The 13,022-nt window shown below is 49.9% G+C and carries 13 protein-coding genes and 1 pseudogene; 10 read left to right on the forward strand and 4 right to left on the reverse strand.

Annotated elements, in window-relative coordinates:
* Positions 1-285 precede the first annotated feature (285 nt).
* Positions 286-3,336, forward strand: coding sequence for a TonB-dependent receptor (locus BM155_RS06995; protein WP_074902047.1), 3,051 nt, complete (start codon positions 286-288; stop codon positions 3,334-3,336).
* A gap of 493 nt (positions 3,337-3,829) precedes the next feature.
* Here the strand turns inward: BM155_RS06995 and BM155_RS07000 are convergent, their stop codons facing one another.
* A complete protein-coding gene (locus tag BM155_RS07000) occupies positions 3,830-4,594 on the reverse strand; it encodes a FadR/GntR family transcriptional regulator (RefSeq protein ID WP_067150008.1) in 765 nt (254 codons plus the stop codon).
* 202 nt (positions 4,595-4,796) lie between these two features.
* A complete protein-coding gene (locus tag BM155_RS07005) occupies positions 4,797-5,678 on the reverse strand; it encodes a LysR family transcriptional regulator (protein WP_067150011.1) in 882 nt (293 codons plus the stop codon).
* A 124-nt stretch (positions 5,679-5,802) separates the two neighbouring features.
* Between BM155_RS07005 and BM155_RS07010 the strand changes: the two genes are divergently transcribed.
* Positions 5,803-6,579, forward strand: coding sequence for a ferredoxin--NADP reductase (locus BM155_RS07010; protein WP_067150014.1), 777 nt, complete (start codon positions 5,803-5,805; stop codon positions 6,577-6,579).
* On the opposite strand, the gene BM155_RS17785 is transcribed toward BM155_RS07010, so the two are convergent.
* Positions 6,479-7,057 carry a phage integrase N-terminal SAM-like domain-containing protein gene (locus tag BM155_RS17785; protein ID WP_083421110.1) on the reverse strand — a complete coding sequence of 193 codons (579 nt, stop codon included), beginning with the start codon at positions 7,055-7,057 and terminating at the stop codon, positions 6,479-6,481. The two genes, BM155_RS07010 and BM155_RS17785, sit on opposite strands and share 101 nt — an antisense overlap.
* Positions 7,058-7,400: 343 nt before the next feature.
* On the opposite strand from BM155_RS17785, the gene BM155_RS07020 reads away from it, so the two are divergent.
* From BM155_RS07020 to BM155_RS07060, 8 genes are all read left to right on the forward strand, one after another.
* Positions 7,401-7,763 (forward strand): molecular chaperone DnaJ, encoded by a 363-nt coding sequence (locus BM155_RS07020; protein ID WP_083421111.1) that lies wholly within the window; start codon positions 7,401-7,403, stop codon positions 7,761-7,763.
* 78 nt (positions 7,764-7,841) lie between these two features.
* A complete protein-coding gene (locus tag BM155_RS07025) occupies positions 7,842-8,204 on the forward strand; it encodes a hypothetical protein (protein ID WP_074901935.1) in 363 nt (120 codons plus the stop codon).
* Between the two features lie 135 nt (positions 8,205-8,339).
* Positions 8,340-8,705, forward strand: a complete 366-nt coding sequence (locus BM155_RS07030) for a DUF2750 domain-containing protein (RefSeq protein ID WP_074901938.1) — start codon at positions 8,340-8,342, stop codon at positions 8,703-8,705.
* A 153-nt stretch (positions 8,706-8,858) separates the two neighbouring features.
* Positions 8,859-9,323: a hypothetical protein gene (locus BM155_RS07035; protein ID WP_139223166.1), complete on the forward strand. Its 465-nt coding sequence runs from the start codon at positions 8,859-8,861 to the stop codon at positions 9,321-9,323.
* Positions 9,324-9,422: 99 nt separating this feature from the next.
* Positions 9,423-9,896, forward strand: coding sequence for a hypothetical protein (locus tag BM155_RS07040; protein ID WP_139223167.1), 474 nt, complete (start codon positions 9,423-9,425; stop codon positions 9,894-9,896).
* Between the two features lie 95 nt (positions 9,897-9,991).
* Positions 9,992-10,498: a GNAT family N-acetyltransferase gene (locus BM155_RS07045; protein WP_074901946.1), complete on the forward strand. Its 507-nt coding sequence runs from the start codon at positions 9,992-9,994 to the stop codon at positions 10,496-10,498.
* Between the two features lie 57 nt (positions 10,499-10,555).
* Positions 10,556-11,284, forward strand: coding sequence for a hypothetical protein (locus tag BM155_RS07050; protein WP_067150069.1), 729 nt, complete (start codon positions 10,556-10,558; stop codon positions 11,282-11,284).
* A gap of 760 nt (positions 11,285-12,044) precedes the next feature.
* A complete protein-coding gene (locus tag BM155_RS07060; protein ID WP_074901948.1) occupies positions 12,045-12,398 on the forward strand; it encodes an HNH endonuclease in 354 nt (117 codons plus the stop codon).
* A 439-nt stretch (positions 12,399-12,837) separates the two neighbouring features.
* Here BM155_RS07060 and BM155_RS07065 read toward each other — a convergent pair.
* Positions 12,838-13,022, reverse strand: a pseudogene (locus tag BM155_RS07065) (IS256 family transposase); the annotation flags it as partial.

Raw genomic sequence — 13,022 nt, forward strand, 5'->3', positions numbered from 1 at the left:
GGAAGCCGCTTAAGCGCGGCTAAGCGACGATAAAACGCACTATATTGGTGCAAGCAGGCTAAAAAATAAGCAGAGGTCAGTCCATTATGGGGATTTTGTGTGAAAATTGGTTGACTATCCGGTTTATGGGTGACAAGTTTTCAACCCAAGGACACCTTACAAACATCTGGATTGGTGACAGTGGTCAACAAACTGGTATGAAGGGTGTGCTTTCGTGTGAAGATGGGCGCCAGATCCGGCGCCTGATACTATAAACAAAAAACGCAGACTTCCTTGGAGGTACTGATGCGTAATAATAATAAATACGCAAAAGATGTACTGGCGATTGAGAGAAACTTCAAAAAATCCATTCTCGTGACCGCAATTGCCGCGGTTCCCTATATGAGTGCTGCACAAGCGCAGGAAGCGGCGAAGGAATTGGAAGAGGTCGTGGTGGAGGGATCGAGGGCCACGATTCAGAGCACTATCGACATCAAACGCAATTCCACCACCATCGTCGATGGTCTTTCCGCGACGGAAATTGGTGAGTTGCCCGCTCTGTCTATTGGTGAGGCTCTCGAATCCGTTACCGGTGCCGCTTCCCACCGGGAAAACGGGGGCGCAACGGAAATTTCCATCCGCGGGCTGGGTCCTTATCTGAGTGCGACCACCTTCAACGGACGCGAAGCCACCAACGGCAGTGGCGACCGCTCGGTTAACTTTTCCCAGTTTCCGTCCGAGTTAATGAACAAGGTGGCGATCTACAAGACGCAAGACGCAAGCCTTGTGGAAGGTGGTGTGGCCGGTGTTATCGCCCTGGAAACCCTGAAGCCGCTCGATTACGGAGAGCGCAGAATCCAGTTCGATACCAAGGCCAACTACAACCCCAACCAGTCCAATATCGACGACCCAATGGCCGATGATCTGGGCTTCCGGGGCACGGCCAGTTATGTGGATCAATTCGAGTTCGACAATGGCATGGCGCTCGGGGTATCCCTGGGATATCAAAAGAGCGATATTTCCCAGCCAGAGTCGGAAATGCGTTCTTCCAGCCCTTCAGGAACCTCTCTGTACGCGTGTATCAACGATCCGTCAGTGACCAACGAGGGCTTTTATCGCAGCAGCGCCGGCGACTGTGAAGATCAGGTCGGTGGCAGCAGTAACCAGGGGTATAACACTACGGTTGATCCTGAGACCGGAAAAGCCGTCAGCGATGGCCTCGACTACGCCTTTGCTCCAAGCTCCAACGGCTATCGCCAAAACGATACCTCTGACGAGCGCGATGCCATCTTTGTGGCATTGCAATTCCAGCCCAACGATAAAACGGATATTAACTTCGACCTGCAGCAGTCAGAGCGGGTACAGTCCGAACAGCGCCACGATTTGAACTTTGCCAATATGAAACGGGTCACCCCGGGTGTTACCGGCCCCTCGCTGGTAACCACAGACAGCGGCGCTGTTCTGGAGTGGGCTGGCGAGACGGCAATTGAGTCCAATAGCGAAGTCTATTCCCGCACTGAGGAATACTTCGGCTACGGCCTCAATGTCGCCTATGATTTTACCGATAACTTTACCGTCTCTGCAGATTACTCCTTCTCCGAGACAACCAGGGATGAATTGCAGATCTCCGTGCGCACCCAGTCGGACAACGAGGATGTTGCCGGGGATAGTACCGTGGCGGGTTATCGTCCTCTGGTGAGTTGGGATATGGATTCCGGCATCCGCCAGTATGTCATTAACGACTTTGACGTTACTGACCACAGTCTTTTCTCAGATGCTTATCGAGTTCGTATCGATAATGACGTTGACCGTAAGAACACCATAGAAGCGTTCCGCACGGATTTTGACTGGCGCCTGGATGGTAAGTTTATTACCGGTATTCAGGGTGGGCTGCGTTTTTCAGAGCTGGAGTACCTGGATCTCGGTTCGGACAGATATGAGTACAGCATAAGCCGCAGCTCCGCGGAGGGCGCTGCCACCATTGCGGCGATCAACGATGCTTGTGCGATTGACTTCCCGGAAAGCGATTTTATGGACGCGGAGCGGGACGGAAATCTGTTTACCGTTATCGATTCCTCCACCGGAGAAGTGATGTCCGGTACGGGTAACAGTTGGGCCACCTTCGACACCATGTGTGTGACCAACATGATTCTCGCTGCCGAAGGCGAGGAGTTTGCCTATCCAGAATTGGAGAATCAAAGCGCCGGTGTGACCGATGTGACCGAAACCACCACGGCAGCTTACGTGATGGCCACCTTCGACAGCATGCTGGCCAATAAACCCGTGTACGGTAACTTCGGTGTCCGCGTGGTGCAGACGGAAGTCGATTCAGTAGGCTACCGTACTCCTTATGAAGTGATCACCAGTGATACTGGTGCCCTGTCTATCCAGGCGGTGGAAGGGGCCGATCTCGAGAGAGTCTCCGCCGGCGGTGACTATACTGAGGTGCTGCCCAGCTTCAATATTGTCGCGGATATTCAAGAAAACGTATTGGTGCGCGGTGCAATTTACCGCGGCTTGTCGCGCCCGGACCCCAGTGATCTCGGTTACAAGCGCACTTTCAGTATCAATACCTCCGAAGACATTACTGACGTCAATGAACTGATTGATGCGGTAGAGGGGGACGGCAACCCCGATATGCAGCCGCTGACCAGCTGGAACTTTGATGCTGCGATCGAGTGGTATCCCAACGAAGACACCATGCTGGCGTTTGGCGTTTACCACAAGAAATTCCAAGGCGGCTTCGAGCAGGCCAGGGTCACGGAAAGCTTTGTGGTGGACGGTCAGAACGTAGAGGCGGACTTCACCATTACCCGGACCAATGAGGATACAACAGACCTCACTGGTTTCGAGGTTACCGGTACGCACCGCTTCTCATACTTGCCCGGCTACCTGAGCGGCCTCGGTGTCAAAATGAGCTACAACTACGCCGATTCCGACTTCGAGTTTGAGGATAGCAGTTACGGCAGCATCACCATTCTGGCTCAGGACGGTTCCGTATATTCCCAGACTCAAGGCATCATCGAGCCGGGCAATGTACCGGGCTTTTCCGAGCATGTATTCTCCGGTCAGCTCTACTACCAAATCGGCAAACTGGACACCAGCCTGATTTATAAGTACCGGAGCGAATACTTCCAGCCGTACACCAGCAATGGTACCCGCTTGCGTTACATCGGTGACGTGGGTGTTTGGGAGGCGCGCGCTTCCTATCGCATCAACGACAACCTGAAGTTGAGCCTGGAAGCCATCAACCTGTTTGATGAACCCAAAGAGCAGTACTTCTATGTAGATGATTATCTGGGTGAATTGAACAGTTACGGCCCGCGGATCTTTATGGGACTGCAGGCGCGCTTCTAACAGACGCTGTACGTATGGCACATGGGGCCGGCAGAGGTTGCCGGTACCCGGTTCCGGTGATGTCATGTGCGCGCCGGTTCCGGGCTTCCGCCGGCGCTGCCAGGCCCCACCTCTCTTGAAAAAGACGCTTGTTGTCAATTGCTTAACAGAATGGCGTTATCAAATAGCGGCCAAACTGTTTTTTACGGAGGGTAAACCTTCAAGATTTCCATTGACGCTTCTCCACCGGCGTATTTTGCCCGCCGGAAAGTAGCTTGCCCGCTTTGCGCGGGCTTTTTTGTTGATACGCTCCGTGCCCGGCTTAGATCTGTCGAGGAATTTCCGATTATTGGGAGTGGCGGGCTATGGCCCTGGACAATGGGTTAAACTTTCCAAGAGCGCACGGCTACGGCCATTTATGCGACGGTTGCGCAGTGTCCCGGCATCATCTGTACGCCTGGCCTGAGTGGTGCAAAGCCCGCTGCTACTCCCGCGTGAATAAATTAGGGGATTCTTAATCGCCGAGGCGCTCGATGGAAAAGCGCTTGCGCCGTTCGTACACTTCGCGCCGGACCACCTCAACGGCCTTGGCCTCGGTCGCCTCGTGCAGCGCATTAATGGTGCGGGAAAAGTGGCGCCGCATCGCTTGGCGAGCAGCTTGGGGATCGCGGTTCTCCAGTGCCTGCAAGATCGCCTTGTGTTCGGCGAGGCGTTTCTGGCCGTCTTTTTTACACACGGATTTGTGTACCGCCAGGATATCAGGGGAGTGCTCTTGAATATTCCACAGTTTGTAAATAGTGCTCATCAAGACGCGGTTATTGGTGGCTTTGGATATCGCTTCGTGGAACTTTCTGTCCGCGCGCTCTGAAGTGAGATTGCCCGCCTCGTTCTCCCGGACCATATCCCGATAGGCATCACGCACTTCTTCCAGTTGTTCCTCGGTGATAATGGAGGCCGCCAGCGCCGCGGTTTCCCCTTCGACAAGCACCCGCGCCTCAGTTAGTTCGAAAGGGCTGAACTCCTCGGCATCATGGAAGGTGCTGACCGGTTTAGTCACGTAAACCCCGGCACCGGTGCGGACGACAACCCGCCCCATGACTTCCAGTGCAATGATCGCCTCCCGGATACTGGGGCGGCTCACGTCAAACATTTCCGACAGTTCCCGTTCGGAGGGGAGGCGCACACCGGGGGGGTATTCACCGCTGTCCAGCAGTGCCAGCATTTTTTCAACTACTTGCTGGTAAATACGGCGGCCATTGCCAATCGGTGCGGTTTTCATAAGTTCAATCCGGCCAAGTGCATGGGTAGACGGTTAAGTACCACTGCGCCAAAGTGTTGGAGGCTGATGATCTAAACTCGCGGATAGGAGAGCGAGGCAGCGGCGTGACGGGAAAATATATTACCACGATTGGTCTTACAGACAATTTCTATTGGTCTGATGGCGAGAGGTGGCAGGTTGCCGTGCCTGACGGCATAGGCGGTCAGGGTACCTGCCGGCATAGCTCCAGCCAGCGCTCGATACCTGTACTGCGGTACTTCTGCCGGTGCAGGGCGAAATAGAACTCGCGGGAAAAATCCCGCTGTGGTACCGGCAATTCCACCAGGGCGCCGCGCTTCAACGCATCGGTCAGTGATACCCTGGAAAGGCAGCTGATACCCAGCCCGGCTTCCACCGCGCGTTTGATGGCCTCGGTATGCTGTAGTTCCAGCCGGATGCACAGGTGTGGCAGCAGGCCCGCCATGGCGCGCTCGAAGGTCTGGCGGGTGCCGGAACCGGATTCCCGCGCGATCCAGGTGGCGGCGACCAGATCCCGGTCGGACAGGCGTTTGCGCCCGGCCAGTGGATGCGTCGGTGCGCAGAACACCACCAATTCATCGCCGCGCCAGGGAATCATTTCCAAGTCCGGATGATTCAGCTCCCCTTCAATCAGGCCGAGATCCAGCTCGAAGTTAAGGACACCCTCCGCAATGGCGGCGGTGTTGGCTACTTCCAGTTCCACCCGCGCACCCGGCTGTTCCTCCATATAGCGCGCCATGACCCCTGCGGCCAAGTAGTTGCCTATGGTTAAAGTGGCGCCAATCTTCAGCCGTCCCAGGTCCCGGTGGCCGGCCAGGGTCTGTTCCAGCTCCCGCGCCCGCTCCAGCAGTTCCTCGGCTCGCGGCCACAGCTGCCGGCCCAGCTCATTGAGTCGCAGGCGCTTGCCCGTGCGTTCGAACAGGCGCAGCTCGAACTGCTGCTCGAACTCTTTGAGCGCTGTGGAGGCGGCGGACTGGGACATGTTGAGGCTCTCCGCCGCGCGGCTGACATTTTGGTAGTGGGCGCAGGCGAGAAAGACTTCCAGCTGGCGGAGGGAGTAGCGCAAAGGGGGCTTCCTAATTCATCGGAATAATCGATAAGCAGTATCGAAATATCCCATTTCGTCAATAGATATTCCAGGGCTAAAATTCAACCACTAAGAGAATTTTGGAATAAATGGTTCTATATATATGTCTAATTTGAATATAGAAAAGGTGCTCGAAGTACACCACTGGAACGACACCCTGTTTAGTTTCAAGACCAGCCGCGACCCCGGTTTCCGCTTCGAGAACGGCCATTTTACGATGATCGGCCTGCCACAGGAAAACGGCCGTCCGTTATTGCGCGCTTATTCAATTGCCAGTGCCAACTATGAGGATCAACTGGAGTTCTTCAGCATCAAGGTGCCGGATGGTCCGCTTACCTCACAGCTGCAGAAAATCAAACCCGGTGACGAAATCTTCGTCGGCCGCAAGCCCACCGGCACCCTGGTGGCGGACCACCTGCTGCCCGGCAAGCGCCTGTGGCTGCTGTCCACCGGCACAGGCTTGGCGCCCTTCCTCAGCATCATTAAGGACCCGGATGTCTACGAGCGTTTCGATCAGGTGATTCTGACCCACGGTGTGCGCTTTGTGTCAGAACTGGCCTATCAGGATCATATTCAGAACCAGCTGCCGAACCACGAATACTTCGGAGAGATGATCCGCGAGCAGTTGCTCTACTACCCCACGGTAACCCGCGAGCCCTACCGGAACAACGGCCGCCTGACCGACCTGATGTTGTCCGGCAAGATCTTCCAGGACCTGGGTCTCCCTCAGCCAAATGTTGAAGAAGACCGCTTTATGCTCTGCGGCAGCCCGGCCATGCTTAAGGATCTGACCGGCATACTGGACAACTGGGGTTTCCGCGAGACCCGCGCCGGCGTGCCCCACGAATACGTGATCGAGCGGGCATTTGTAGAGAAATAATCCCTTTCCCAAAGCGCGGCACAGCGCCGCGCTCCTCCACATGTGACAACCCCCCGGAACCGTACATCAACGACGCTGCCAATCTATGATGACTTTGTAGTTGTGCGATCACAGCCATGGCCTCTTCATGCGTAAACACCACCGGTAGGCGCCGCCCCCGAGTGGTCTTTTCAAAATGCAGATTACCGAGCTCCATGCTCAGAAACTGTTTGTAAAGAAAGACCACGGCATTGAGAGCGGTCTTCTGCGTGTTAAGACTTACCGAACGCCGGGTGGCCAGGTGTCCCAGCCAAGCATCCACTTCCGCCGCGCCCATATCCTCAGGGTGGCGCATTTGATGAAAACGAATAAAGTCCCTCACCCAAAAGCAATAGGTTTTCTCTGTGCGGTATGACAGATAACGGGACCGTATAAAAGCCCGGAAGCGGTCCATGAAGCGGGTAGGACGATTTGGAATTGGAGGGGGAATATCATTCATAGGCTGCTCCTTGCCTGATAACTGTTTATTTATACAGTTTTTTCTATTCGTGACCAACCTGCAGAAAAGATTTCGGTCGCCGGGACCGATATTTATGAAATGCGAACGAAGTTGGCAGAAAGGCCTAACGAAATCAGAGAGTTACAACAGGCATTGAAAATATGGATATGAGTCGTGAAGGCCGTTTTTCATAATTGGCACCATCGAGCCACTTTTGGCCGAGGCTTGACGTATCAGGGGATTCAGAGCATTCTGGCGTTAATTACGCCTTGGGATATGGGGCGTGGGGAAATTGGTCCTTGGGGCTACGATATAAATGTTACGTGTGCAAGGAAGTATCTGAATGCAGGAAGTAAGGTCAAATTTGTACCCCTGTCGTCACTGCGACGAGACCGGTGTCTGTAAGTCTGGGCCGAATGGTTCGAGTTGCTTGGCCTGTGCGAAATACCACGAATTGAAGGGAAAGGAATTCGTTGGGCTGGCATGCGGTACCTGTGGCGGGCTGGGGCAGTCGGAACCGATGACTGAGCGATTGAATAAACGAACCAAGCCGTTGCTGGCAATGGGGATCGTTTTTCTGGTTCTGGTTTTTGTGTTTGTTCTCGCTCTGAGCAAAAACCCGCATTTTCCCGAATTTCTAGCCTTCGCAGGTACATTGATTGGCGGTGTCACGGCCTTCTATTTCAACAGCCGAAACAACACGTAACAATGTGGTCAACGGGACGCCAACTACGCTGCGCTCCGTTGTCGCCCATTACCACTGGCGTTAAGTGAATAATCGAGCATGGATAGAAAGCCAGATCTAGAAAGAAAACTATTAGAAACATTAAGCGCCTTCTCTCCAAAAATTGAGGTGGCGAAGGATGCCTATCAATTATCGGTTTCGTTGCACACTAAAAGAGCCGAAATAGTTTGGCCTTACCCTCTTCACGAAGTTTTCTTCGACTTTTGGGAGGAGGACTGCAAGGTGCTTTCTGAGTCTTTTGAGTTCTATGAGGGCGAATCAGATTCCGAGCTTGTTGAGTATTTGGGCTCTGTGCTCAATCGGTTCTTTAGTAATACCGTCAGAGTTTATGTTCAGGGCAAGTTATTCAAAACAACAGAGCTACAGTATCAACAGGGTGGTCTATGGCAACCGGTGTTCTAGCATCACTTAACAAGGCCAGCAACAGCGACAGCTTTTCCGTTGCTCGTTTTGTGGCTTAACGCTACGCTACCACAAAACAATCAACTACAAAGCTGCGCGTTCTGGCAGCGTTAACTGTAATACAAAGGATCCAATATGTTGCAAGATTCGGCAACGTCGCAGGCAAACTACGAAAGATTTATATCGAGAGTTTTAGAATCTGGAGAGGTTTGGGGAATTCAGCATGAAGATGGAACTTGGGCGACTAGCGAGTCAAACGAGTACGAGGATACAGTGGTGTATGTATTCTGGTCCGATAAAGCTTATGCACAACGACAGTGTAAAGAAGAGTGGAATAACTCGGAACCGTCCAAAATTTTATTAGATAGCTTTATTGATAATTGGTTAAAAGGAATGCATGAGGATGGCCATTTGGTTGGGCCAAATTGGGACGCTCAGCTTTTCGGTAAAGAAATAGAGCCAATAGAAATTGCCGAGCAGCTAACCAACATACACAGTTAACAAGTTGCTCAAGTTTACTCCGGCCGCAAGCGGCCTCCGCGGGACGCCCACTGCATCGCTTGGTTTTACATTGGCTATGCCAATTATATGTAAAACCAATCAATACAGCGTGCGCCCCTTAGCAAAGCGTTAAATGTAAACATGGGCCAAATAATGAAGTACTTATTTATAATCTTGCTATTGAGCACTTCGCTGAGTCAGGCTAAAGAATGGAAAACTGACTTATTTACGATTGATTTGCCAGAATCATTGATTGTGGAGACAGATAAAAAGCGACGCTTGTTGGCTTTCTCAGAGTCAGGGCCTAACTCGCCACCATTTCTAAGTATAGAGTTTGGTAAAGGTGTGCCTATAGATGTAGTGTTAGAAGAAGTTAATAGCTCTATCGCTGCTTTAGGCGGTGGTGAATTAAAACAAGAAGAATGCTTAACTAATTGCAAAGCGTACTATTTCGAATGGAAAATGGATGTAGAAGGCGAAGGAGCTTTCCTTTACTACTATTTGGGTCAAACTAGTACACTTAGTTTTATCATTTCCTATACAGGTACTAATAGCATAGAAGCTGGTAGGGAATTTGTAAAAAACGTGGCGCGTCAAATTCGTGAACAAAACATTTAACAAAGCCATCAAAAACCGGCCGCAAAAGGTGCGGCCTAGGACGCTCCTGGCGTCGCGCCTTTTATGGCGGCGTTATGCATCACCACATTGGAGCTAATCATGCAAAAAATTAAAATTACCAGCTTGCTACTTTTCATTACTATAGCTGTTGGCTGTGCGCCAGCTAGAATTGTTTCTATACCAGCTCCAGCCGAAAATGAGAAATCAACCTTGTTGGTTTATAGGGAATCTGCCTTTAACGCTGGCGGCGTTGGTTTAATATTTGGGGCGGATTCAAGAGATTACGTAAAATTAGGAAATTCAGATTACTCTGAAATCGAATTAAAAAATGGTCACTATAAGTTTTTCGTCAGATCAGACCAAGCTGATAAACCATATATCTTGGCCGAAGAATTAAAGGCGGGGGACAAGAAATGTCTCAAAGCTTATGCAAATCCAGCAAACCTAGGGAAGGCTCTTGTTCCATTAGCTTACTATATGTCACATACCTTTTTACTGGAGAAAATTGAATGTCCATCGGAGGAAGAGCTTTCCAAATACAGGAAAGTGCCGGTTAAATACACTGATGCATAACAATCAGCGGAAGAGCGACAGCCAACGCTACGCAACTTTTGTGTTACTCGCTCGCGCTCAAACATTAACATAAAAACTCTCAAGGATATATCCGATTGAGTATTAATATTCGAAAGGAACAACCAAAAGATACTCAAAGCATCCATGAGGTTACTGTTGCCGCCTTTCTTGAAGCACCACACACCGATCATACGGAGCAGTTTATTGTTAAAGCACTTCGTGAGTCAGGCGCATTATCAATTTCACTTGTTGCCGAATATGAAGGTAATGTTGTTGGGCATGTGGCACTTTCTCCGGTTACCATTTCTGACGGTACAGATAGTTGGTATGGTCTTGGCCCAATCTCTGTTCTTCCAAACAAGCAGGGTAAAGGTATTGGCGCAAAGCTTATGAGTGCCGCTATCCAAGAGCTAAAGAATATAAAAGCTAAAGGTTGTGTATTACTTGGAGATCCAAACTATTATCATCGTTTTGGCTTTAAACCTAGAGAAGGTTTAGTGCTTCCTGGTGTGCCACCTGAATATTTCCAAGCTTTATTATTCCAAGGTTATTTACCTCAAGGAATCGTTACTTACCATGAGTCTTTTTCAGCAAAGGATTAACAAGTCAAAGTACTCGGACGCAGCAAAGCTGCGCCGGTGTTTGAGGCGTTAAATTCTATGAAGAAATGTCTGTTCACATTACTGTTTCTTAGTTCTTTGGTCTTAGCTGAGGAGCCAGATCTTGATGCTCTTATGGAAGAGCACAATCTAAAGCCTTATCCCATTGAAAAAATTGGCCATAGGCAATTTTTTACAAATCACAAATATGTGAGAGTCGAATCAGGAAAGCTGATAGTCGAATCTGATGGCGAATCTACCAACAATACAAAACTATCTGTTGGTGATGTCCAATATATTGGCACAAACAATGGGGAGTGGGGAGGAAAGCTAGAGGTAATCCAAGATGGTGTGTCTAAGGAATTGATGAAAGGTAATATTGTTCATCTGCTACCCATAGGAAAGAAGCTATATATTATTGAAGGATTAGCGCATTTAAGTATGAGTGGAGGCTCTATCAGTGTTATCGAAGACATGGAAAAGCCTGAAATCCCTCGAAGAATTACATTGCTTCCCGATGCTCCAAGATTAGTTTATCTGGACACTACACGAGCCGATTTTCAACCAATAATAATCGTTGGGTATCGTAGCTTGATGGAGCTTAATCCGTTTGAACAACTGGATATTCTGCACTGGGATGGCTTTTGGTCTTATAAACTGAGCCCTACGAGTATTACAAGATATCAAAACAACTTTCTAATAGGTCTACCGTTTGGCGTTGCAGCAATCCCGGCGCCAAGGGGCTCACAGGAAATTGTATTCTATGCCGAACCAGAATTTAACAAGTAAAGGAACCGGACATTAAAACCGCTGCTTCGCTCTGGTTTTTATGCCGGTGCTTTAGGAGTTAAGATATGTATGGATCAACTTTCGAAGGCAATACAGAATCTAGGAATGATCCGCCTTTTGAAATTGCAGGATCCCCCTGTGTCAGGATAGTTGTCGCCTCCACTGAAACGAAGAAAGCAAGACAGGGGGCAAAGCAAAAATGCAAGCAAAAAGCAAAAATGGACACCCACTAATTGAAAAATCGGGGGAAGTCTACCGTATATTCAGTCCGCTATTACCAGAGCTTGCTACACGGGTAAATCGGCTCGATGTTCCGTGTGGAATTGAGCCAAACGGTTGTGTTGGACTGCAGCAGTCCTTAGTAGAAGCCCGCGAAGATGTTTTTTAAGGAAGGGCAAAGCTTTAAGAAGAAATGATCGGCGGGGATAGATAGTGCTCACAGTCGCGAATACCCTGAGCCCAACGTTTGCCGAGCTGCTGGCAGGCAGAGCACACTGAATGGGCGGCGCCAACCAAGGGCTTGAAGTGGCTTCCGAAGCTGCGCCCAGTACGCTCATCCCGCCCGCACAGGAATGCGTGGCGTACACAGCGAGAGACGCAATGATAGTAGGTAGGGCGTCGCTTCGAGAGAGATCAGAGATTTGCGCGGGCGTCCCATTTTGCTATTCACATAACTGTATAGATGAACAGCATTTTCTATGAGATAAGAAATGTTGCAATATGACTGTCGTCAAAATTGTTTTGTGGGTGTCCATGATTTGTGTCCTATAAATCAAAGGAAAGTCTTTCAGAGCCAAGTGGTATTAAAGAGCCGGAGAAAACATATTCTCAAGTAACTAATTTCAGAAGAGATCCAAAAGTTAAAGCATGGGTTCTTAAAGAGGCATCAGGTAAATGTGAGTGTTGTAACTCTGATGCGCCTTTTACAACAGCAGAAGGTGAGCCTTATCTAGAGGTTCATCACCTTCGTCGCTTAGCTGACGGGGGTTCAGACACTATTACAAATGCCGTGGCCTTGTGCCCAAACTGCCACAGAGAAATTCACTACGGAATCAATAAATCTTCTTTGGTAGACTCATTGTACAAAAAGTTATCGAGGCTTGTGCATGAGTAAAACGTGTAACAAGTTTGTCTACAGGATCTTTTTTGCTACGTTTCGTTTTTTTGTTGCTGCGCCACTTTACCGAAAAACTACACTACACAAAAAAATGCTTGTTACAAAGGCGTTAGGTTTTCGTATGTGCAACTGCGCTGAATTACCAAAATCGGTTTTAGATATTTCATTGAGTTGGTCCTTCCGATCTATTGAAATGGAAGGAGTAAATCTATTTACGCAGTATTTTTCTGGCTTGGAGGCTGAGGAGTTCTAGCCCGAACTGAGCCATGAAGAAGAATACTATCGTTGCAAGGAATGTGGGCAGGCTTGGTACATTTATCTTGATAGGACGAATCTCCGTTGCCTTGGTTAGCTATCAAGGTGGCTGAGGTATCCACTTCGCTTTGTGAAACTGATATTAGAGTAGGGTGTTCAAAATTCTGTGTCAGCCAAATAGTCACAGACTGATGTATTTCTCCAAGCGCTCTGGGAAGTGGATCGTCAGCTGTGACAGCGTCAGGTTCCAGTTCTGGATTGGGTGCGTCCAGCGCTCGGACGCCTTCAGTATACCGGCGTACAGCAGCTTGAGTAAGCTGTTCTCATTGGCGAAGCCACCCTTGGTTTTGGTCAGTTTTCGAAACT

It is taken from the genome of Microbulbifer thermotolerans (assembly GCF_900112305.1).
GTDB classification, from domain to species: domain Bacteria; phylum Pseudomonadota; class Gammaproteobacteria; order Pseudomonadales; family Cellvibrionaceae; genus Microbulbifer; species Microbulbifer thermotolerans.